Raw genomic sequence first — 21,797 nt, 5'->3', positions numbered from 1 at the left:
TGGCCTTTCCCCTTATCGGCGCGTTAGAAAAGAACCGTTTTTAAGGCTTCAATTCAAAGGCGCCACCAAGGGCCGGCCGTTGTGATGGAGGATTTCCACGGGGATGTCGTAGACGTCCCGGATCATTTCTGCGGAGACTTCCTGGATTTCGCCGGCGGAATGGATTTCTCCGTTTTTCAGAAACACGAATTTATCGGCGAAGCGTAAAGCGGAATTCAAATTATGCATGGTCATGACCGCGCCCACGTTGTGCTCCTTGACCACTCTTTGGATAAGGGACAGGATATTCATGGTGTTCTTGAGGTCCAGGCTGCTGGTGGGCTCGTCCAAAAGCATCAAGCGGGGCTCCTGGACCAAAGCCCGGCCTACGGCGACTTTCTGCAGTTCGCCGCCGCTCATTTCGTCGATATGGCGCATAGCCAGGTCTTCCAGGCCCAAAACCTTGATGGCGCCGTCCACCATGTGCAGGTCTTCGTGGGAGGTGCGAAACCTTATGTGGGGCTTGCGGCCCATGAGAATGGCGTCAAAAGCGGTCATGCGGGTTTTGGCCTGATACTGGGCCACGTACCCTACCCTGCGGGCGATGGCTGCGGGCTCCATTTTCAGGACGTCCCCGCCTTCCACCATGATGGTTCCGGCCTTGGGCTTTAAAATGGCGTTGATGCACCGTAAAAGGGTGGTTTTTCCCACCCCGTTGGGGCCCAGGATAACCAGCATCTCGCCCCGGTCCACATTCAGTTGGACGTTTTTCAGGATGTCCTTGCCGTTGTATCCGAATTTTACGCCGTCCACTTCCAGAATCATTTTGCATATCCTTTGATGATCAATGCCAGAAAAACAGGCGCGCCCATGAAAGCCGTGAGAATGGACACGGGCAAAAGATGCGGCGCCAAAATCAGCCGGGCCACGGTATCCGAAGCCAAAAGCAGAATGGCGCCCAGCAACATGGATGCCGGCAGGAGGTATCGATTGTCCCCGCCGATCATGCGCCTGACCATATGGGGGCAGACCAGGCCCACAAAGCCGATGATCCCCAAAAAGGCCACGGCCACGGCCGTCACCAGAGAGGCGATGATCATGCCCCATATGCGCACCCGCTGCACCCGGACGCCCAAGCCCTGGGCGGTTTCGTCCCCGGCGTCCACGGCGTTGTAATTCCATGCGTTTAAAAGAAAATAGGCCGACGCCGCCAGGGTGATGACGGAAAGCACTGCCAACTCGGACCAGGAAGCCCGGCCTACATCGCCGAAGGTCCAGAAAACCATGGCCGCAAGCTGCACGTCGTCCGCGAAAAACTGGAGAAACATGGTCCCGGCCGTAAACAAGGCGCCCAAAGCCACGCCGGAAAGCACCATGATTTCCGGCGAAGCGCCCCGCATGCGGGATATGCCCACAATCACGCTGGATGCGCCCATGGAAAAAAGGAAGGCCATGCCAGTCGTCACGTAAGGATTGGAAATGGTCACCGCGCCCACGTGGGAGCTGGCCATGGTTCCCGAGCCCATGATCATCACGGCAAAGGCGGCTCCAAAGGCCGCTGCGTGGGATATGCCCAAGGTAAAAGGCGAGCCCAGGGGATTGCGCAAAACCGACTGCATGACCGCGCCGGAAAGGGACAACCCGGCCCCGGCCACGATGGCGGCCAGCACCTGGGGCAAGCGGATGTTCCAGACAATCAACTCCGTGCGCTTGGCCGCGTCGAATCCCAGCAGGGCTTTGGCCACCTCTCCAATGGGCAGGCTGGCCGGGCCTTTGGAGATGCTCACCAGGGAAATCAATACCAATATTATTCCGGAGAACATCAGCAAGGCGGCTTTGCGCCCCACATAGCGGGAATATTCTTCGTGCTTCACGCCGTGATTCAGGTGCATGTTTCGCTCCCTACTTGACCGGGACCGGCTTAAAAACCAGGTCCTGGAAGCTCTGATTCATAACCTCGAACACGCCCTTGCCGATCAGATAAGAATAAATTTCGTCCGCCTTGGCCCGGGGCGCCACGTCTTCAAAGCGGTCGGGATAAATCAGCTTGCCCATGTAATAGGCGTTGGCCAGGATGGAGCCGTAATTCCGGGAGTACCAATTATAAGGCAGCACGCCGTAAACCTTGCCCTTTTGGACTGCGGTCAAGGCCGCATAAGCGGGATCGGTTTTCAATTCGTACAGGCCGCCGGACTGATCGCCCATTTGCAGGGTGGAAAGGTCCAGAAAAAGGATTTCCGGGTCCCAGTCCACGATTTTCTCCTTGGCCACGTTGCTGTGCATGAGGGCCTTGCCTTTCAAGCCCGTGCTGTACGCCACATTGTTTGCGTGGATGAAGGCGAGAGGCGGATATCCGGGCTCCGTGGACTGGTAGCCGTGGGGCCCCTTGGAAGCGATGCCGCCAATGTAGCAGGAAGGCCGTTTGTCTTCGGGAATGTCCTTGGTCCGGTCGTGCAGATCCTGGATGGCGGATTCAAAAAAGGCGACAACCTCCTCGGCCCTTTTATCCTGTCCCAGGGCCTGGCCCATGATGCGGATGGCCTGAAACAACTGGTCCCGGTTGTCGCCAAGATCGCCGTAATTGAGCACGATGACCGGAATGCCCGTTTTCTTGGAAAGCTCAATGGGGTCGTGCCCCATGGTGGCGTAGGTTTTGAAAATCACCTGGGGCTGAGGCTCCAGCACCAGGATCTGCTCGGGATTGTCGTGGCCGCGAAAGCTGCCGAACTCGGGATAGTCCTTGAACTGAGGATTGGCCAAAGCGTATGGCCGAGCGTCAAACTGGGTCCGGCGGGTTTCCATATCGTCCACGCCCACAATGCGGTCCTGAGCCTGGAGGTAGGTAAGCAGCCGCAAACATCCGGGGCCGGAGCAGATGACTTTTTCCACTTTATCCGGGATGGAAACGGCGCGTCCCATGGCGTCCACGATTTTTTGATCCGCATAACAAACATTGGAAAACAAAGAAAAAACAAGGATTCCTGCGAACAAAAACACAAGGCCTTTTTTCATAAAATTTTCTCCCCAAATAAAAAAGCCACAAAGGCGACACGCGTTCCTCGCGTCGGCCTTCATGGCTTTAAATATTCAATTATATTGTTTGGAGCTGTTTTTACGTTCCGCCTTCGGACGGAGTTGTACTGAGAATAAAGCCTTCTAAATCATGTGTCAAGCTCAATCGGCGCGGCGTACGCCGCTGAACCCGGCCGAAGGGACATTGACAATCTAAATAATAAGGGCATAATTGCATTGAAAACAACGCTATGAAGGCGCAGCCGGGGCGCTCTTTCCATAATTAATGTTCACGCCGTGATGGCGACCGAACCTGAATGGTCGACTGTTTGCGTTTTTTTTATTATGGAGAGGCTGAAAACTTGGCGGCCTGCCGCGCTTTTTCCATTGGGATGCGCCGCAATTTTCATTAAGGAGCGCTGATCGGCGCTTGTTGAGCGGAAAAGGAGTTATCAATGCCCGAATACAGAAGATTGAACGAATTCACCGTCACCCCCGTGGGCGTAGTGCATACCTCCATGGACAAGCCCGCGTTTCGCCCTGACATGGGCGATCAGGATTATGACAATCGCATCAAGGAGCAACGGAAGACCCGGAAGAAGTTGGGTTCCCTGGAAAGCGAACTGGAAATCGATCCCAGCCTGGAAGGCATTCTGGACGGCATTGAGGAATATTCCCACATTTTGGTGATTTACTGGCCCCACCTGATTCCGGAGGACAGGCGGTCCATGCGCCAGGTCCATCCCATGGGCAGAAAGGACATCCCCCTGAAAGGCATCTACGCCACATGCAGCCCGGCCAGGCCCAACCCTATTTTGGTTTCGGCGGTGCGCCTTTTGGAGCGTAAGGACAACATCCTCAAGGTTCAGGGTCTGGACGCCGTGGACGGCAGCCCCATCCTGGACATCAAGCCCTTTACCTTAAGTTATCCCAATTACGAAAAGGTGACGGTCCCCCAATGGCTGGACGACTTGATGGAGGATTTGAAAAAGGAAAAGTAAGGAATCCGGGCGGAGCATCAAACAAAGCCCCCTACCCGGCTGATCTTTCTTTAGAACGCTTTTGGGGTTGGAGTTATTGAGTTTTTGAGAGACGTCCCCAAAAACGTTGAAGTCTTTTGCCCGATGTTCTTCCTTGGGGAGGTCGGCGCCGGCGGCCGGATTGGCGCACCGTGAATTTTGACGGCAAGTTTTAAAATGGTGGAACGGTAGCTATTGGAATTTGAATTTTATCATTACGCGGTGTTTGTATTGACAGGCCTTTGCGCCGGATTTGTGGATTCCATTGCCGGCGGGGGAGGAATCCTGACCATGCCTGTTTTGCTCGCCATGGGGATTCCTCCGCACCTGGCCCTGGGAACCAACAAACTCCAGGCGAGCTTTGGCAGTTTTACGGCGGCGGTGAACTACAGCCGCAAGGGATTGGTTTCGCTTTCCGGAATCTGGATGCCGGTGCTGTTTACCGCCGTTGGGGCCGCCATCGGCACCGTGTCCATTCAAATGCTGTCGGCCGACTTTCTGAGCGTAATCATTCCGTTCTTGTTAGCAGGCATCTTTTTTTACACCCTCCTCACCCCCCAGTTAGGCCAGGAAGACCGGAAAGCCCGCATGGGCAAGCACGCGTTTTATGTTGCGGCCGGTTTGCTCCTTGGATTTTATGACGGGTTTTTCGGCCCGGGAACCGGATCGTTCTGGACCATCGGCCTTGTCCTTCTTATCGGCCTGGATTTGAAAAAAGCCACCGCCTTTACCAAAATCGTTAATTTCACCAGCAACATCGTGGCCCTGATCGCCTTCATCATCGGCGGCAACGTCATTTTCACCATTGGCATCCTCATGGGCGCCGGCCAAATGACAGGCGCCTATTTAGGGTCCAGAATGGTGATCCTGCGCAAGGTCAACTTTGTACGGAGCGTGTTTCTTGCAGTGGTGGGCGTAACGCTCGTTAAACTTATCTGGGATACCGTGTTTGGATAATCAATTCATGATGAAAGATTGAAGTGGCTTTTCCTGTATGTTAGGATAGTTCCAAGCAAAAGTCTGTTTTCGCTTGCGCAGGCGACAGCGGATTGCTGCTTAGACTAAGCAAGTCAAAGTACGGACAACTGATAGCGGAATCGGATGCGGAGGAAAAAGAAAACGACAAGAGAATCCATATAGGGGGAGAATCTTGTTAAAAAAAATACGCTATAATGATTATAAAAACCTATGGAATCGGCTGGTTCGGAATCTGATATATGACGCCAAGGAGGTATTGCTCTATTGCGGAGTCAAGATTCCCCGCAAAAAGCAAAACGGCTCCTTGGTTGACTATTCAGAAATCATCCGTTGTACAACCAAGGGAACCGATTACGGGGCGATCTACGACCCCGGGACCAGCCGCATTCATTTTGAGCCCGCGTATATACAAAGCGTTGTTGATCAGGCGTATCGCTTTGATTTTCCCATAGTAGACAGGGCTTTCGGACCTGGCGGCGTCGCGGCGTTCATTCATAAACAGGGGGAAGAGGATTATGAGTTAAAAGACCCCCAAATGAACCATATCCTCAAGCAGGCGATGTTGGTCCGGGATAATGAAATGCCCTTTTCATTTGTCTGCGCCAGGCAGTTGGGCCAATACGAAGTGGAGCAATTCAGCGTTACATCCAATATCTTCAGCGGCCCCAAGTTTTTCAACATATCCACGGAATCCGGCGTGCAAGAGGCTGAAAACCAAATCCAATCGGGCCAGTATGTCATTACGAATCACACGATTTTCAGTTCCCCTCTGACATTGTCCTTTAAGGAAAATATCGATGTGTTCGTCCAGTGCGTCCAGCGGCGAATACCCGTGATGCTTGTCACGCAGCCTTTCAGCGGACAAAACGGCCCCATGACGCCCTACGGCATTGCATTGCTGGCCTTTGCCGAATTTCTTGCGGGAATGGCAATTGCTTTTGGGATCAACTCCGAAACCAAGGTCATCAACGGCGCCTTACCGACCATGTGCACCCCCGGCAAGAACCCGGTGCTGAAAATCGGCTCCGTGGTGCACAATTTCGTGAATTATCTGGTGGCCTACACCTCCCGCTTACTGGACATCGCCAGCATCCAATCCGGCTGCACCATTGATGGGCGGATTCACAAAGACGACTTGCTTGGCACGGATTACCAGACGGTGCGAGCGATGATCCTGTGGGACGACATGTTCGAAGGATGGCATATGGTCCGCCACTGCTACGGCTTCCTGAATGACCTGGCGTTTTTCTCCTTTGAAAAAGCGGAAGACGATATTTTAGCCCTGCGGCACATTCAGAGTTTGGACGAAAATGGTATCACCGCCGTCCTGGCAAACAACGTACGCTTGAATCGGGACATACAAAGAGCCGAAATGTTTTACCAGGATCCCACGCTCATCTTTCACCGGGAAAAAGACAGGCTGCTGGAAGTAATCATCGAAACCATAGACACTTATAACGGCGATTTCGGCAGCCACGCCCATACATTGCAGAACATTCCCCAGGAATGGTTTTGACGGGGCCGTGAAGAATCAAGAAGACGCTGGGTCCCGGCAAGGGCGATCCGAAAAGTAGGATCGCCCTTGCCGGGATGACGATTTTTTGCGGTAAGCGAAGGTGCAAAGGGCGCTTGAAGCCCTTTCATAAGGATGCGGGGGCGGCTTCCCCCCCCCTTCACCTGGTATGGCCGCCGCTCTCCGTCATCCCCGTGGAGGGAGGCGGCGGGATGATTGCGGTTGTTTTTGCAATCATTGTGACGGAATCCCGGAAACGGGGACCCAGCGTCTTTCCCGAATAGCGCCGGGGTGTGGATCCAAAGTCCGAAAAAAGAATGCGCAAATTACTCGAATGATCGCAACTTGGTATAAGGGGCTTGTTTTAAAGACGTCCGCAGAGGGGGCGCCGCCACAATTGCATCATTAGTCCATAAGCCCAAAATAACTCGCCGGGCGGGGCGGCTTGAAAGCGGCCCTCGCCCGGCGTTGAACCCGATGCGTCATATTGGATAAATGGAGGGTGCTATTCCTTGTCTTCCGGCTCTTTAGGCGGCTCCGGGGCCTTGGGCTTGGCCGCCGGCTTGGGAACGGAAACCCTGACCGGATTGGGGTTTTGCACGGGTTTCTTTTCGTCCTTGGCTTCCTTTTCCGCAGCCATATCCCCCAAGTATTGGGGCAGATCCACGCCAGCCATACCCGCTACTTCGTGGAGGGGAGGCAGGCTTTTGACCATGCCGGATAAAAAGTCGGCCGTGGCGGTTTTGCCGCCGTCCTGGCCGCCGCCGTCCCAGACCGTGATCTTGTCGATCTTGAGATTCTTGATGGCTTCCACCTGGACCTTGACCAACTCCTCCAGCTTTTCCACCAGCAGGAAGGTGGCTGCGGCCTTGGCGTCTCCGGCGCAGCTTCTGACCAAAAGATTGTAACCCTCGGCCTTGCTCTGGAGCACCTGCCGGACGCCCTGGGCTTCGGCCTGATATTTGAACAGGACGGCGTCGGCCTGGCCTTTGGCTTCGCGGCGGGTTTTTTCCGCCTCGGCTTCGGCCGCGATTTCTATCTTTTGCTTTTCCGTTTCCTGGACGACGATTTGCTCGGCGTTCAAACGCTGCTGCTCGGCCAGGTACTGGGCTTTTTGAATTTCCACTTCGGCCTGGCGCTTGGCCACTTCGCCCTGGCGTTTGGCTTCGGCCTGCTTGATGGCCAGTTGGGCGTCGGCGTCGGCGATGTCGGCCTTGGCCTTGTTTTCCCCGCCCACGGCCTCGGCTTCCTGCTGCTGCACGTAGATGCGGCGATCGGCTTCGGCGGCTTTCTTGCCCTTTTCCGCCTGGGCTTCGTTTTCAGCCACGCGGATGTTCTGTTCCTTGTTGGCTTCTGCCTCGCCGATGGTGGCCTTGCTTTCCTGCTGTTGCACGAAAACGCGGCGGTCGGCTTCGGCGGCTTTCTTGCCCTTTTCCGCCTGGGCCACGTTTTCGGCCACCTTGATTTCTTTTTCACGGAAGGCTTCAGCCTCGCCGATGGAGCCGGTCTTATCCTGGACCGCCACGTCCACCTTGGCCTGGTTGATGGCCTCGGCCGCGGCTTTCTTACCGATGCTTTCGATGTAGTCGGACTCATCCGTGATGTCCGTGATGTTCACGTTGATGAGGTACAAGCCGATCTTGTTCAGCTCGGGCTCCACGTTTCTGCGGATGGCTTCCAGAAAGCGCTCCCGATCCTGGTTGATCTCCTCGATGGTCAGGGAGGCGACCGTCAGACGCAACTGGCCGAAGATGATTTCCATGGCCATGTCTTCGATGACCTCTTTGGGGAGGTTCAAGAGGCGCTCGGCCGCGTTGGTCATAATCTGCGGCTCCGTGCTGATGCCCACGGTGAATGTGCTGGGCACGTTAATGCGGATGTTCTGCATGGAAAGGGCTTTGCTCAAGGGAATATTGATGGTCATGGGCGTGAGGCTCATGTAGCAATAGTCCTGAATCAAAGGCCAGACCAAGGAGCCGCCGCCGTGGATGCATCGGGCCGACTGCCCTTCCCCGACCTTGCCGAAAATGACCAGTATCTGATCCGAGGGGCACCGTTTATAGCGCGACGCCAAAAAAACCACGGTTGAGATTATAAAAACCGCCAACACTACCACCACAAGCGGCCAGCCTATGAAACCCAATAACCCTTCTCCGCCCATAATTCAAAAACCTCCCTTATTAATTAAGGATTGATTCATAGCTTACACCATTCGATCCACCATTAAAGTGTTCCCGCTGATGCGAACCACCTTGATTCTTACTCCGGTTTTCATTTCCTCGCCGTTTTCGGACATGGCTTCGAACTCGCGCAGACGCCCGCAAAAATTCACCATCACCTTACCGGCCCCGCCTTTAGGAATGGTCAGGTAGACCTCGCCTTCGGCGCCCATGGCCGCTGACATCTCCAAGGTGCCGCTGGACTGCATTTTGATCATAAAGTCGAAAATTTTCTTGATAATCCAGACGCTGATATATCCGGCGAAAGAGCCTGCAACCAGGGACAAAGCGACCCCGGCCCGCTCATTATGGTACACGATGAATCCAACCAGCCCGAACATAAGCATGAAGGAGGACAGGCCATGCATGGACAGGAGCTTGAATCCCGCGTCCGAATCGTCATGGCCGGAAGCATCGCCGCCCACGTCTCCTCCCACGTCGCCTCCCACGTCGCCGCCGGAATCCATATCCATATCCGCCGCCCCCAGGACTTGCATGATCATCCTGAAAACGACGAGGATTCCGCCCAAGAGTGCGCAAAACAGGTAAAAAATCTCCAAGGTGTTTAAACCGTCCATTTTTCCTCCCCTGGCTAAAGCTGCGTTCCGTCATATTGTGGATGGGATGAAGTGGAATGGCTTTCATTAACCACAAAACCAGAATTTTGGCAAGCCAATCACAAGTCTTTGAGGAAAACAGTCCATTTTGTGTTTTTTGACCTGGGATTTTCGGAGATTCGGCGGAGCTTTCAACTTACCGAAAAGGCGGCGGCCATGCTGCAAGCAGCCGCTTTCACGCCTCCCTAAAATAAACACGGGCCTCTGATTATCAGAGGCCCGTGAAACACCCGAAACAGTATCAGTCCGGCGGATGGTTGCGCCGGCCAATGATCGCGGAAGGGGCGCGATCTCTGGGGGGCCGGGGCGGTATTCGCCGGGCGGCCGGGAAAAGGGGGGAATTTCCCGGTCCGCCATGACAACTCCGGGTAAATACTGCCGTTAGAGGGTGGGAATCATCTCATCTTCCGGCGCTCTGGGCGGCCACCAGCTGTGATGTTCTTCTTCCAGGATGTATTTGCTCACCGCGGGAGTCTTGGAGCTTTCCAGGATTGCTGCAACGTCTTCTCCGGTCCCCGCTTTGGCGACGGCGCCGGCCGCGCCCTGGTCCACAGAGTAAAAGCTGCCTTCAGGCGTGACGGCGGACAAGATGCCTTCCTTGCCGCTATTTTCCATGACGGCGTTTTTAAACCAGCCTTCCAACTGGGTCCATTCATCCTGGGAAACCGACTTGTGGCCCCAGGGCATGGAAGCTACCATGGCTTTTCCAGCCGAGTAATCCAGCAGCCTGACCAAAGAGTATTCCCCGCAGCCCTTGACATCCACATGGGCGGGAGCTTCTACAGCGGCGTCCTTGTCCGCAAATACGATCATGAGGTCGGCCTTGGGAAAGTCAATAACCTGCAGGGAAGCGATCTCCCCGGCCATAACGGGACTCAGCGCTGCGCAAAATCCCACTATCAAAGTACACAAAACAACCAGCTTTTTCATGCTGCCACTCCTTTTAATAAAGTACGGTTAAAATGTTTTTGTCCGGAGGTAAGATTTGCCGGCCGAACAAATCTGCCTCCGGTATGTCAAAGCCGGCGGCCCGGGGGCCTTTTCCGGCTGTTTCCCCGTTTGCTCTCGTCTCAATTTGTTAAAATTTTGTTAGCATACCAAACCATCTACCCAAAAAAAAGGGCTCAAACCTATTGGCTCCGAAGCTCGGCATAGTGTTCTTCTATCAACTCTTCCATCTGCACTAAAAAATCCTTCAGGAACTCCAGATACTCAGGATTTTCCTTTTCATAGCGTTCAAAAAGGGCTTGGCGCAGCTTAATCAACGAAAGCTCATTCTCGTGATACACGCTTTGGCCCCGAACGGTGAGTTCCAAGAGCACTTCCTTGTTATTGTCCAAGTTCTTATACTTATTAACCAAACCCCGCTTGGCCAGGCGCGTCACGATGGGCGACGCGGTTCCTTTGGTGACGCCCAGAGTATGGGCCAATTCGCTGACGTTCCTGCCGGGATCGGCGCCGATGGCCTGAATGGCGCCGACTTCCTGTCTGAAAAGAGAATCACCCGTACCGAACAGGATGGGCGCTTTTTCCAGGCTGCGGTATTTATTGACCACCCTTCTGAAGAGCTTTAGGATGTCGGTGTATGTTGATCTCGTTTCCATGGCTGTAAATATAGTTCGTGTTCCAAACCATGTCAAATATTTTTTTACCGTGCGGTCGGATTTTTTTCGGGGCGCCGCAGGCCTATGGGAAAAGCCTTGGATAAACCTGCATAAGCCCCTTTCTTCCCTGGTTTGAATCCCGGCTATTTGTTTTTTTTCTTCTGCATCAAAGCCGCCAGGTTGGCGAAGGGCTTGTTGTCCATGTCTCCGCCGCCCGACTCCTCCTCCGTGTTTCGGCCGCCGTAGGCGTCGGCCACGGAGTGGCGGGCGTGTTCATCCTCATGGCAGTAGATGCACAAAAGCTCCCAGTTGCTGCCGTCCGGGGGATTGTTGTCGTGATTGTGGTCCCTATGGTGGACGGTCAATTCCTGGATCCGTTTGCCTTCAAAGGAGCGGCCGCATTTGCCGCACACGTGGGGGTACATCCTGAGAGCCTTCTCCCGGTAGCCTTTTTCCCTTTCCTTTTGGGAGGCCAGGGCGTCGGCCACGATTTGATTTTTCTTGTCATCCTGCTTCGCCATTCTAAAAAACTCCCTGCATGGTTCCGGATTTATGTAGAAATCCTTTTTTTTCAAATCCAAAGTTATTTTTTTACGGCGCGCACGCCGTGCTTTTTCATGAGGTTGGAAAAATTGCTCCGCTGCATGCCCACCTGCTCGGCGGCCCGGGTGATATTGCCGTCGGCGTTTTCCAGGGCTTGGGTCAAAAAATCCCGCTCCACCTGCTCCACCGCCAATTGCCGGATGATCTTTTTCGCTTCTTTAAGCTCTTCGGCGTTTGCGGGAACCTGATAATCGTGGGTGATGGTGTACGCGGCCTGGTGATGCTCCTCTCCCGGCTTGTCCTGGAGATGCTCCAGTTCCCTGGCTGTTATGGTGCGGCCTTCGCACAGGATCACCGCTCTTTCTATGGCGTTGCGAAGCTGGCGCACGTTCCCGGGCCAGGAATGATCCAGGAGGATTTCCGCGGCGTCCGGGGAAAAGCTGCGAATATCCTTGCTCATGGAATGGGAGAACAAGTCCAGAAAATGGTAGGCGATGGGCAGGATGTCGGCCCTGCGCTCCCTGAGCGGGGGGGTGAAAATGGGATACACCATGATGCGGTAGTAAAAATCCTCCCGCAATTTCCCCTGGCTCACCATCTCCTTAAGGTCCTGGTTGGTGGCGAAGACCAGACGCACGTCCACCTTGACCGGCGCGGTTCCGCCTACGGGCAGCACCTCCCTGGTTTCCAAAAACCGGAGCAGGTTGCTTTGAATGGACATGCTGATGCTGCTCACCTCATCCAGGAAGACCGTGCCTCCGTCCGCCAATTCGAATATGCCCTTTTTATCCTTGACCGCACCAGTGAACGCCCCCTTGGTGTGCCCGAAAAGCTCGCTTTGCAGGAGATTTTCAGCCAGGGCGCCGCAGTCCACAGCAAAAAAGACCTCGCCCTTGCGTCGGCTGTTGGCATGGATGGCCCTGGCGATCACTTCCTTGCCCGTGCCCGACTCCCCGTAAATAAGCACGTTGGTATCCGTCGGGGCCGCCTTGGCGAGCATGCGGATGACGCCCTGCATCTGAGGGCTGTCCCCCACAAGCTGGTGGGTGGTAATTTTTCGGGAGATTTTTTTAACGTCGGGCTTGGCATTGTTGAAAAGCTCTTCAGGCGCCAGGGCCTGGCGCACGGCGCCCCGCAATTCGTCCGGGGTGAAGGGTTTGGGCAGGTAGTCAAAAGCGCCTGTTTTCATGACCTCCACGGCCGAGGACACTGAGGCGTATCCCGTAATGACGACGACCTGGGTCTGGGGCCATTCATCCTTGACCCGGGAGAGGACTTCCAGGCCGCCCATGGAATTCATTTTAAGGTCCGTGATGACAAGGTCAAAGGCCTCCTTGTACATCATCTCCATGGCCTTGTACCCGTTCAGGGCCCACTTGATCTCGTAATTGCTGCGGGTGAGGATTTTTTCGCAATTCCTGCAGATGGCCTCTTCATCGTCTATGACAAGGATTTTGGCCTTGGGCTCAGGCATGGGTCTCCTCCCGCTTCAAGGGCAGCCTTATGGTGAAGGTGGCGCCATGGCCCTGAGTGCTTTCCAGGCCGATGAACCCCTTGTGCTGCTTGACGAACCCGTGGGTGATGGAAAGGCCCAGGCCGGTGCCGGTCTCCTTGGTGGTGAAAAAGGGTTCGAAAATGCTGTCCTGGATGTTCAGGGGCAGCCCCTCCCCGGTGTCCGCCACGGAAATCCTGGCCATTTTTTCGTCGTCCGCCAGGGCGGTGGAAAACGTGATGCGCCCGCCGGGAGCCGTGGCGTCAATGGCGTTCAGGCCAAGGTTGATAAGGCATTGCTGGATCTGGTCCCGGTCGCAATAGACCATGAGCTTTTCCGGGCAGGTGTCGCATTTCATGACGATATTCTTGAAATCCGCCTGTTTGCGGATAAGAGCCATGCTGCTTTGCACGATCTCGTTCAGGTCCGCATCCTGCTTGATGGGCTTGGATTGCCGGGCGAAGTTAAGGAGGTTATTCACAATGTTCCGGCAGCGGAGGGTTTCGTTTTTAACGAGGTCCAACTCCTCGTAATCCGGATGTTTGGGATCCATGTCCTCCTGAATGAGCATGGTAGAGGTGAGCACCGTGGTCAGGGGATTGTTCAGTTCATGAGCCACGCCAGCGGCCAGGCGGCCGATGGCGGAGAGCTTTTCCTGGTCTCCGAAGGATTTTTGAAGGCTGGTCTCCCAGGTGATGTCCCTGGCCAGCTCCACGATGCCCACGATCTTGTTGGCCTCGAAAATGGGATATGCTGAGATGGAGTGAAGGATGCGGTGGCCTTCCTTGTCGTAGTGAATATGGGTGCAGCGGTAAGGCTGCCTGCTTTTTTGAATTTCCACCATGGGGCAGGGATGGGCTTTGCTGCTGCATGGCTCCTTTACCCGATGGGTCACCTCGTAGCAGTGCTTGCCTATGACGTCTTTGCGCTCCAAGCCGTATTTTTGCAAGGGCAGATTGTTCACATCGATAATGGTGAACGAAGTGTCGATGACAAAAACCTCCTCATTGACCAATTCCGTAAAAAAAAGATCGCAAAGCTGCTTGGTGCGCTTGAAATTCAGCTGTCTGCTGCCTGCGCATTCCCTGGGCCGGTAGCCTTCGAAGAAAATCAGGCCGGTTTCGTCGTTGAGGACGGTGGTGAGGAGGTTTCTTTCCTTGCAGAGATACGTGAAGATTTCCTCGTCTCCGGTCAGGTCCAGAACGACGTCCAGATCCTCCCGGGTCAGAAACTCGGAATAGTCATCGGTGTAATAAACCCCGCGTTCAACCAGATGCTTTACGCCCGGCGCGTCCGGGTTAATATCCGCTACAGCTACAATTTGAGGTTGGACTTCCGAAGAAAATCTGTAGGTCGCCAGGATGTTGATGAAAAACAGACAGCGGCTTCCGCCTCCTACAATGGCGATTTTCATATTTACCCTCCCCTTGGGATGCTTCGGGATAATTAATGGTTGTATTATCCTATAGGCGGGGGTTGGAAATCAAGCAAACCTGAAAAAAAAGAAAGGCCCGCGCAAGCGCAGGCCTTTGAAAAACAAAATTGCATGCTGCAAATTTGCAGCAATTACTTCCTGTACTGATCCAGCATTTCCAGGGCGCTGGAACGGTTCAGGGCGCCGTGGGTGTCGTGGTTCACCATGGCCACCGGGCCGGAGGCGCAAGCGCCCACGCAACGCACCGCATCCAGGGTGAACATGCCGTCGGCCGTGGTCTGGCCTTCTTCGATGCCCAGTTCCTCCGCGAGAGCATTGGTGATCTTCTCGGCCCCGCGAACGTGGCAGGCGGTTCCTGTGCACACGTTGATGATGTATTTGCCCCTGGGCTCCAGGCTGATGGTTTTGTAGAAGGTCGCCACGCTGTATATCAGGCTTTCGCTGACGCCCAGCTTTTCCACCAGAACGGGAATGACCTCGGGCGGCACATAGTTGTATATGTCGCTGATATCCTGCATGATCATGAGCAGGCATTCAGGGTCGGAGTTGTAGTCTTGAACGATCTTTGTGATCTTGGGCCAGTCAATATCTGTTTTTTTCATGTTGCACCTAGGCTTTGTCCGGCTTTGAATCAGGCCGGAGCATTGACTATATTGGTAACCGGGCATGCATCCAGGCAAGCGCCGCAACCCGTGCAAAGTTCCGTGCTGATGCTGCGCGCTCTTTTGCGAACCTTGACTTTAAATTTTCCCGGAGCTCCTTCCACGGACTCCAAATCGGAATATGTAATCAACTCTATGTTCAAATGCCGGCCGACCTCGACCAGTTTCGGAGAGATGATTCACATGGCGCAGTCATTGGTGGGGAAGGTCTTGTCCAACTGAGACATCACCCCGCCAATGGACGGACTTTTTTCCAACAAGTACACGTAATAGCCGGAATCGGCCAGGTCCAGGGCGGTCTGCATGCCGGAAATTCCGCCGCCCACCACCAGGACCGAACCTACAGTCTGGTCAGCCATCGTTTTCTCCTTTACTTATTTTAGAAACAGCTTGATGCTGCTGATGTCCAAACAATTATTATCCAACCCCAGGTCCTCGGCGTCAATTCCCATGGACAGGCCCAGGAGTTGGGGATACAGGATGGACGCCATCGGTCCTTTGCCCGGCTCCGATTTTATAAAGGAAGCCTGCACCGTGTCAAATTGCATATGGCAATAGGGGCAGCCTACGCACAAAAAGTGGGCTCCCGCCTTGCGTGCGCCCTTGAGCTTTTTCCCGGTGATCTTCAGGGACAACTCATCGTTAGCGCCCATGAGCGGAGCGCCGCAGCAATCGGTTTTTTCCGCCCAATCCACGCTTTCGGCGCCGGTGGCCTCCACCAGTTTATCGAACAAACTGGGATTGACGGGGTCGTCAAATTCCGTGATGGAACTGGGGCGCAGGGCGTGACACCCGTAATGGGTTGCTATGCGCAGGCCCTGGAAAGGCCGTTCCACCGTCTTTTTCACTTCGTCAAGGCCCACGGAGTCTTTGAGCACGGAAAAGAAGTGCTTTACTTTCACGTTCCCCTGGTAAGACAGTTTTTCCGGCTCCAGCAAGGCGTTGATTTCATTTTTAAGGGCCGAGTCCTGCGCCAATGCGTAGCTTGCGGCCTTGAGGGCGCCAAAGCAGCATTTGCACAGCACCATCATATCCAAGCCCGACTGTTCGGCCAAAGCCAGGTTCCGGGCCGAGGAAAGCAAAAAGGCCTGAGAATCCGTGTCCCGCATGGGATATCCGCAGCAATTGAAATCCGGTATATCCAGAACCTCGACGCCCAGTCTGTTCAGCACTGCACGAGCCGCCTGATCGTATTGGGGGACCCGCGCCGGAATATTGCATCCCAAGAACAATGCGTAGTTCATAATCTATGTCCTATTTTGCCTGGTTGTTCGTAATAACTTTTATCTATACGGGCGGAGTCCGCCCGGGAAGCCCTGATGCTACTTGGTCTTCCTGCTCTCGGTCTGCTTTTCGGGCAGCACCCGGGCTGCGGCCATATTCTTGAGATCGTAAAGGATGTCCGCAACCGGAACCTTTTGAGGGCAATGCTCCTGACACTGGTAGCAGGTCAGGCAGTCCCAGATCATCTTGGAGCCGGAAGCCATTTCCTCCAGGCCCATGGCCAGGGAGCACATGATCTGATGGGGGACCAAACCCAGTTCCTCTTCGGGATTCTCAAAGCTGCCCACCACAGGACAAACCGTGGTGCAGGTCTGGCACCCGAAGCAATAGGCAAACATGGGGTTGGCCTCTGCGGAAGACGCCTGGGTGATGTCTATGGAGGCGTCCTTGGCGGCCAGTTGCTCGAACTTGCCGGCCACGGCTTCCTGGGCTTTTTGAGCCGGGGCGCCGTAGGTTTCCGGGGCGATCCTGGCGCGGTTGTAGCCGCGGAAGAAAGACAAAGGCGTCAGAACCATGGGCTGGGCCTTTTGCTTCTGAATCAGGGATTCGCGAATGGACATCCACAGGTCCTTAAGAATGATGCCCGATGGACAGACCGCGGTGCAGCGGTTGCAGTTGGTGCACATATATACGCCGTAGCTCACGGCTTCCAGTTCATCAGCGTTAAGCTCGCCGCCGTTGGCCAATTTCTTGAGGCTCTGCATCTTTTCGGAAGGCAGCACCAGCTTGTTGCCGGAAGTCACGCTGGCCATCATGGCGGAACAGGTGTTGCTGCATGTGCAGCAATGGACGCAGGCGTCCAATTCCATGGCCTGCCTGGTGGCGATGTTCTCGGGCAGGGAATTCTCGTCCATCACGCGGCTGGCGATCAGGCTGATGGGCGTGGAAACCAGATGGAACATCTTGGAGAAAGGCAAATAAGCCAAGCCCAGGAAGCAAGCCAGCAAATGCAGGTATTTCAGAGCATTGCGGGAGCCGTCCAAGACGCCGGCCATGGGGCTGAGCATCTTGGCGAAGCCGTAGCTCAGAAAGGCTTTAGGGGAAGCGGTATGGCAGGACGCGCAATAGCTGTCATTGGCGTCGATTCCCATTTCCACCATGTCCGGGTCCGGCTCCTCAATATTGGGGGAAACCAAACCGTAATTGGCTACCCAGAAAGCCTCGATGGCCTGGACATCCTCTTCGTCGTCCATCATGTCCAAGCCGGCCCAATCCTCCACCATTTCCACAAACATGGAATAGGAAGTCATCTGAGCGGCCTGATACAAAACGCCGGAGCACATGATCACGGTAACTATTATAATGGCGTAAATGTCCATGGGGCTGGAACTGAGGCGAGGGCTCTTTTTGGCGACGCGGCGTACGATGGCCAGGATGATCCCTACGAACACCATGACCGCGAAGACATCCCTAAGCACCCAGAACGGATTGAGGGTGGAGTAATACTCTCCCACAAACCAGGGATTGACCAGATTTCCAAAGGCATGGAAGATCACCAGCAAGGTGAAGCCCCACAAGATCATGGAGTGCATGATCCAACGCATTTTGTCCACCTGGAACTGACGCCGGCCCAAAATCACATCCAGGACAAGAGCTTCCAGAAAGGTGAACAGCTTTTTACTGAAAATCATTCCCACAACGCCCTTGAAAGCGGCGCCCATTCGTTCTCCGGGAGCAGCGTCCGGCGCCTGAGCGCCGACCTTCGCTTTAAACCACCCGTAGACCTTATAAAGAGTACCCAAGACAAACACAGCCAACGAGGCGTAGAATATCACGGTAAGCAGTTTGTCACCGAATAACATGCTTTCTCCTTTTTCCCGTAACCAGCCCCCGAAATTAACGAGGGTCCATATTATTCAGCTAAGGCCGGAAAGCCTTACTCCCAGCAGCTTAGTCAACAATTCAACCTGAGTTCAAGCCTTTTCAGAAATCGATTTTCACGAGCGGCGGAAAACCGGTTGATGAAAGGGTGGAATATGTCATAATTCGCCTTCCATGTCACGCCTTTTTTTTCATGGGGTGTTTTAATGGCCGTTACACATATTTGGGCTTTAGGCGCCCCATCATGCAATTAAATGTTATTCTGAACCCGCCCTGTTCCAAGAGGCCCATTTTCTTAAGAAAGTGGAGGGGCCTCAAAGGCCCTCAAAACCGATTTTCGTTGACAATCGTATTGCTAATCTGTAACTTTTCCTACGTTTTGTAAGAAATCCTGGAGACGATTTTTTAAAAAAGCAAAACATTGAATGTTTACAAGCGGTTGGCGGCATGAGGGAGGGGCCTGCGAACGATTCGGCGCCCCCGGTTCCGGGCCGGGCGTCAGGCTGCGTGTTTTCCGTCTTCCATATGAACATACCTTTTAATAAATAACCTTTAAGGAGAGAGTATCCATGCCTAAAGACGTCATTGGTTCAGTAATGGTAGTGGGCGGGGGTATAGCCGGCATGCAGTCGGCCCTCGACCTTGCCGAGTCCGGGTATTATGTGTACCTGGTGGAGAAAGGGCCGTCCATCGGCGGTGTGATGGCTCAATTGGATAAGACCTTTCCCACTAACGATTGCGCGATGTGAATTATCTCGCCCAAACTGGTCGAGGTCGGCCGGCATCTGAACATCGAATTGTTGACAAAAACAGAAATTGAAAGCATTTCCGGCGAGGTTGGGAATTTTTCCGTTAACCTCACCAAACAGCCGCGGTATGTGGATCAGGATCTTTGCGTGGGTTGCGGCGCATGCGCTGAAAAATGCCCCAAAAAGATTCCTGACGACTACAATACAGGGCTTTCCAAACGTAAAGCCATTTACGTGGAATACGCCCAGGCGGTTCCTCTGAAGTACGCCATTGACGCCAGATACTGCATCAAACTCCAAAAGGATAAATGCGGAAACTGCGAAAAGGTGTGTCCTGCAGGGGCTATTCGTTATGACCAAAAACCCGAGCAGGTAACCCTGGAAGTTGGTTCCGTGGTTCTGGCCCCCGGCTTCAAGCCTTTTGATCCCCAGGGCCTGGACTCTTACAAGTACTCCGAGTACAAGAATGTGGTCACCTCCCTGGAATTCGAGCGCATTCTTTCGGCCTCCGGTCCCACGCACGGGCATGTGACCAGGCCTTCGGACGGGGAAGAGCCCACCAAAATCGCGTGGCTCCAGTGCATCGGCTCCCGGGACATGAACAAGTGCGACAACCCATACTGCTCCGCCGTGTGCTGCATGTACGCCATCAAGGAGGCGGTCATCGCCAAGGAGCACCAGGGGGACAGCCTGGACGCCTCCATCTTTTTCATGGACATGAGAACCCATGGAAAGGACTTTGAGACTTTTTACGACAACGCCCGCAACAAGGCGGGAGTCCGTTTCGTGAGAAGCCGGGTTCATACCATCACGGAGGATCCTGAAACCAAGGATCTGGAAATGCGGTATGTGACGGAAGACGGCAAGATCAAAGTGGAAAAATTCCACATGGTCGTCCTTTCCGTGGGCCTGGACATCTCTCCGGAGCTGGTGGAACTGGCCGGCAAGCTGGATGTGAACCTGGGCCCCAACCGGTTCGCCGATACGGACAGCTTCAGCCCTGTAGCCACTTCCCGGGAAGGTATTTACGTCTGCGGCGCCTTTGCAGGCCCCAAGGACATTCCCCAGGCGGTTGTGGACTCCAGCGCGGCGGCTTCCTGCGCCGGTCAGGTACTGGCTTCCGCCAGGAATACCTGCACCAAGTCCAAGGAGAAAATGGAAGAAAAGGCCATCAAGGGCGAGCCGCCCAGGATCGGCGTGTTCGTCTGTAAGTGCGGCATCAACATCGCCGGCGTCGTGGACGTGCCCTCGGTGGTGGAATACGCCAAGACATTGCCTTTTGTGGAATACGCCTCCGAGAACCTGTACTCCTGCTCCCAGGACACCCAGGACGGCATGGCGGAGCTGATCAGGGAAAAGAACCTGAACCGCATCGTGGTGGCGGCCTGTACGCCCAAGACCCACGAACCCCTGTTCCAGGAAACCCTGATCAACGCAGGTTTGAACAAGTACCTGTTTGAAATGACCAATATCAGGAATCACGATTCCTGGGTTCATAAAGCAACGCCCGACCTGGCCACGGAAAAAGCCAGGGACCTGGTGCGCATGGCCGTGCAAAAGGCCGCGCTCATCGCTCCCCTGGCCGAGGCCGAACTTTCGGTCAATCCCAACGGACTGGTCATCGGCGGCGGCGTGGCCGGCATGGCCGCGGCCCTGGGCCTGGCCAAGCAGGGCTATCCCACGCATTTGATTGAAAAGTCCTCCCAACTGGGCGGCAAGGCTCTGGCCCTGCACAAAACCTGGAAGGGCGAGGACATTCAGGAGAATGTGGCCAAGATGATCAAGGAAGTGGAAGATAACGAGAACATCACCGTCTACATGGAAACCGAACTGGCCAGCGTAGACGGCTTCGTGGGCAACTTCACTTCCACCCTCAAGGGCAAGGACAAGGAAACATCCCTGGAATACGGCGTGGCCATCGTGGCCACCGGCGCTGATGAATCCAAACCCACCGAGTACCTGTACGGACAGGACGAGCGGGTCAGGACCAGCCTGGAAATGGACAAGCTGTTCAAGGAGAACGACCCGGCCCTGGACAAAATCCAATCCGCAGCTTTCATCCAGTGCGTCGGATCCCGCGAGCCTGGGCGTCCCTACTGCAGCCGCGTGTGCTGCACCCACTCCGTGGACAGCGCCATCGCCCTGAAGGAAAGAAACCCGGACGCGAACGTTTACATCCTGTATCGGGACATCCGCACATACGGCGAAAGAGAGCTTTTGTACAAGAAAGCCCGGGAAGCCGGAGTGCTGTTTATCAGATACAGCGTTGACAACAAGCCCATAGTTAGCGTAAACGATGGGAATTTGACGGTTCAGGTCAAGGACCACGTGCTGCAGCAAAACGTGGAGATCCCCCTGGACGCCTTGACTTTGGCGACGGCCATCACGCCTCCTGACAACAGCAAGATGGCCCAGTTTTACAAGGTTCCGCTCAATGACACGGGATATTACGTGGAACGCCACGCCAAGCTCGGACCTTCGGAATTCGCCACTGACGGCGTATTCCTGTGCGGCCTGGCCCACTATCCCAAGCCCATTGACGAGTCCGTGGCCCAGGCCCAGGCGGCTGCGTCCCGCGCCGTGACCCTGTTGGCCAGGGAGAAAATTTTCACCAGCGGAACCGTGGCCGTCACTTCGCCCGCCAATTGCAGCGAGTGCGGCGTGTGCGTGTCGTTGTGTCCGTATTCCGCGCCTTCCTTCACCACGGAAGGGCCTTTTGCGGGCAAGGCGAGCATCAATCCCGTTCTTTGCAAAGGCTGCGGCCTGTGCGTGGCTTCCTGCAGAAGCGGGGCCATACACTTGAACGGGTTTGACAACAACCAAATTCTCGCGATGATTGACGCATTATAGCAACTTATATTATGGTCGGG

18 protein-coding genes are annotated in these 21,797 nt (G+C 54.8%); 4 read left to right on the top strand and 14 right to left on the bottom strand.

Features of this window, described 5'->3' with window-relative positions:
- Window positions 1-48: 48 nt before the first annotated feature.
- Genes G491_RS0127510 through G491_RS0127500 form a run of 3 tightly spaced genes read right to left on the bottom strand, consistent with a single transcriptional unit; the run spans window position 49 to window position 2,991 of the window.
- Window positions 49-804, bottom strand: a complete 756-nt coding sequence (locus G491_RS0127510) for an ABC transporter ATP-binding protein (protein WP_028316824.1) — start codon at window positions 802-804, stop codon at window positions 49-51.
- Window positions 801-1,871: a FecCD family ABC transporter permease gene (locus G491_RS0127505; protein ID WP_028316823.1), complete on the bottom strand. Its 1,071-nt coding sequence runs from the start codon at window positions 1,869-1,871 to the stop codon at window positions 801-803. Before G491_RS0127505 ends, G491_RS0127510 begins: the two co-directional genes overlap by 4 nt.
- Window positions 1,872-1,881: 10 nt before the next feature.
- Window positions 1,882-2,991, bottom strand: coding sequence for an iron ABC transporter substrate-binding protein (locus G491_RS0127500; RefSeq protein ID WP_028316822.1), 1,110 nt, complete (start codon window positions 2,989-2,991; stop codon window positions 1,882-1,884).
- Between the two features lie 455 nt (window positions 2,992-3,446).
- Here G491_RS0127500 and tsaA point away from each other — a divergent pair, with 455 nt between their 5' ends.
- The 3 genes from tsaA to G491_RS0127480 all read left to right on the top strand — a co-directional run bounded on the left by tsaA (window position 3,447) and on the right by G491_RS0127480 (window position 6,504).
- Window positions 3,447-3,992 carry a tRNA (N6-threonylcarbamoyladenosine(37)-N6)-methyltransferase TrmO gene (tsaA, locus tag G491_RS0127490; protein WP_028316821.1) on the top strand — a complete coding sequence of 182 codons (546 nt, stop codon included), beginning with the start codon at window positions 3,447-3,449 and terminating at the stop codon, window positions 3,990-3,992.
- A gap of 213 nt (window positions 3,993-4,205) precedes the next feature.
- Window positions 4,206-4,967 carry a TSUP family transporter gene (locus G491_RS0127485; RefSeq protein ID WP_028316820.1) on the top strand — a complete coding sequence of 254 codons (762 nt, stop codon included), beginning with the start codon at window positions 4,206-4,208 and terminating at the stop codon, window positions 4,965-4,967.
- A gap of 193 nt (window positions 4,968-5,160) precedes the next feature.
- A complete protein-coding gene (locus G491_RS0127480; protein WP_028316819.1) occupies window positions 5,161-6,504 on the top strand; it encodes a trimethylamine methyltransferase family protein in 1,344 nt (447 codons plus the stop codon).
- Between the two features lie 502 nt (window positions 6,505-7,006).
- Here G491_RS0127480 and G491_RS0127470 read toward each other — a convergent pair.
- From G491_RS0127470 to G491_RS0127410, 11 genes are all read right to left on the bottom strand, one after another.
- A complete protein-coding gene (locus G491_RS0127470; RefSeq protein ID WP_028316817.1) occupies window positions 7,007-8,662 on the bottom strand; it encodes a flotillin family protein in 1,656 nt (551 codons plus the stop codon).
- 42 nt (window positions 8,663-8,704) lie between these two features.
- Window positions 8,705-9,298 carry an NfeD family protein gene (locus G491_RS0127465; protein ID WP_028316816.1) on the bottom strand — a complete coding sequence of 198 codons (594 nt, stop codon included), beginning with the start codon at window positions 9,296-9,298 and terminating at the stop codon, window positions 8,705-8,707.
- A gap of 420 nt (window positions 9,299-9,718) precedes the next feature.
- Entirely contained in the window at window positions 9,719-10,267 is a 549-nt protein-coding gene (locus tag G491_RS0127455) for a hypothetical protein (protein WP_028316815.1), read from the bottom strand.
- A 200-nt stretch (window positions 10,268-10,467) separates the two neighbouring features.
- The gene (locus tag G491_RS32880) at window positions 10,468-10,941 is read right to left on the bottom strand and encodes a MarR family winged helix-turn-helix transcriptional regulator (RefSeq protein WP_051327563.1); all 474 of its coding nucleotides are present in this window, start codon (window positions 10,939-10,941) and stop codon (window positions 10,468-10,470) included.
- A gap of 143 nt (window positions 10,942-11,084) precedes the next feature.
- Window positions 11,085-11,462 (bottom strand): YajD family HNH nuclease, encoded by a 378-nt coding sequence (locus tag G491_RS0127440; protein ID WP_028316814.1) that lies wholly within the window; start codon window positions 11,460-11,462, stop codon window positions 11,085-11,087.
- A 62-nt stretch (window positions 11,463-11,524) separates the two neighbouring features.
- A complete protein-coding gene (locus tag G491_RS0127435; protein ID WP_028316813.1) occupies window positions 11,525-12,958 on the bottom strand; it encodes a sigma-54-dependent transcriptional regulator in 1,434 nt (477 codons plus the stop codon).
- The gene (locus G491_RS34765) at window positions 12,951-14,390 is read right to left on the bottom strand and encodes an ATP-binding protein (protein WP_051327562.1); all 1,440 of its coding nucleotides are present in this window, start codon (window positions 14,388-14,390) and stop codon (window positions 12,951-12,953) included. Before G491_RS34765 ends, G491_RS0127435 begins: the two co-directional genes overlap by 8 nt.
- Window positions 14,391-14,542: 152 nt before the next feature.
- The gene (locus G491_RS0127425) at window positions 14,543-15,013 is read right to left on the bottom strand and encodes an NADH-quinone oxidoreductase subunit NuoE family protein (RefSeq protein ID WP_015949777.1); all 471 of its coding nucleotides are present in this window, start codon (window positions 15,011-15,013) and stop codon (window positions 14,543-14,545) included.
- Window positions 15,014-15,042: 29 nt separating this feature from the next.
- Entirely contained in the window at window positions 15,043-15,432 is a 390-nt protein-coding gene (locus tag G491_RS35785) for an FAD-dependent oxidoreductase (RefSeq protein ID WP_015949776.1), read from the bottom strand.
- A gap of 15 nt (window positions 15,433-15,447) precedes the next feature.
- Complete coding sequence (locus G491_RS0127415; protein WP_015949775.1) at window positions 15,448-16,317, bottom strand: CoB--CoM heterodisulfide reductase iron-sulfur subunit B family protein; 870 nt, start codon at window positions 16,315-16,317, stop codon at window positions 15,448-15,450.
- Between the two features lie 78 nt (window positions 16,318-16,395).
- Window positions 16,396-18,159, bottom strand: coding sequence for a 4Fe-4S dicluster domain-containing protein (locus G491_RS0127410; RefSeq protein ID WP_028316811.1), 1,764 nt, complete (start codon window positions 18,157-18,159; stop codon window positions 16,396-16,398).
- A 588-nt stretch (window positions 18,160-18,747) separates the two neighbouring features.
- On the opposite strand from G491_RS0127410, the gene G491_RS0127400 reads away from it, so the two are divergent.
- The gene (locus tag G491_RS0127400) at window positions 18,748-21,777 is read left to right on the top strand and encodes an FAD-dependent oxidoreductase (RefSeq protein ID WP_157468646.1); all 3,030 of its coding nucleotides are present in this window, start codon (window positions 18,748-18,750) and stop codon (window positions 21,775-21,777) included.
- The last annotated feature ends 20 nt before the right edge of the window (window positions 21,778-21,797 follow it).

Source organism: Desulfatibacillum aliphaticivorans DSM 15576, from assembly GCF_000429905.1.
GTDB classification, from domain to species: Bacteria; Desulfobacterota; Desulfobacteria; order Desulfobacterales; family Desulfatibacillaceae; genus Desulfatibacillum; species Desulfatibacillum aliphaticivorans.
Note: the sequence above shows the minus strand (reverse complement) of the source record. Positions and strands in the feature narration are given on the sequence as shown.

Coding starts and splice junctions, on each gene's coding strand:
- G491_RS0127510 (WP_028316824.1), bottom strand. CDS start 804: ATGATTCTGGAAGTGGACGGCGTAAAATTCGGATACAACGGCAAGGAC.
- G491_RS0127505 (WP_028316823.1), bottom strand. CDS start 1,871: ATGCACCTGAATCACGGCGTGAAGCACGAAGAATATTCCCGCTATGTG.
- G491_RS0127500 (WP_028316822.1), bottom strand. CDS start 2,991: ATGAAAAAAGGCCTTGTGTTTTTGTTCGCAGGAATCCTTGTTTTTTCT.
- tsaA (WP_028316821.1), top strand. CDS start 3,447: ATGCCCGAATACAGAAGATTGAACGAATTCACCGTCACCCCCGTGGGC.
- G491_RS0127470 (WP_028316817.1), bottom strand. CDS start 8,662: ATGGGCGGAGAAGGGTTATTGGGTTTCATAGGCTGGCCGCTTGTGGTG.
- G491_RS0127465 (WP_028316816.1), bottom strand. CDS start 9,298: ATGGACGGTTTAAACACCTTGGAGATTTTTTACCTGTTTTGCGCACTC.
- G491_RS0127455 (WP_028316815.1), bottom strand. CDS start 10,267: ATGAAAAAGCTGGTTGTTTTGTGTACTTTGATAGTGGGATTTTGCGCA.
- G491_RS32880 (WP_051327563.1), bottom strand. CDS start 10,941: ATGGAAACGAGATCAACATACACCGACATCCTAAAGCTCTTCAGAAGG.
- G491_RS0127440 (WP_028316814.1), bottom strand. CDS start 11,462: ATGGCGAAGCAGGATGACAAGAAAAATCAAATCGTGGCCGACGCCCTG.
- G491_RS0127435 (WP_028316813.1), bottom strand. CDS start 12,958: ATGCCTGAGCCCAAGGCCAAAATCCTTGTCATAGACGATGAAGAGGCC.
- G491_RS34765 (WP_051327562.1), bottom strand. CDS start 14,390: ATGAAAATCGCCATTGTAGGAGGCGGAAGCCGCTGTCTGTTTTTCATC.
- G491_RS0127425 (WP_015949777.1), bottom strand. CDS start 15,013: ATGAAAAAAACAGATATTGACTGGCCCAAGATCACAAAGATCGTTCAA.
- G491_RS0127415 (WP_015949775.1), bottom strand. CDS start 16,317: ATGAACTACGCATTGTTCTTGGGATGCAATATTCCGGCGCGGGTCCCC.
- G491_RS0127410 (WP_028316811.1), bottom strand. CDS start 18,159: ATGTTATTCGGTGACAAACTGCTTACCGTGATATTCTACGCCTCGTTG.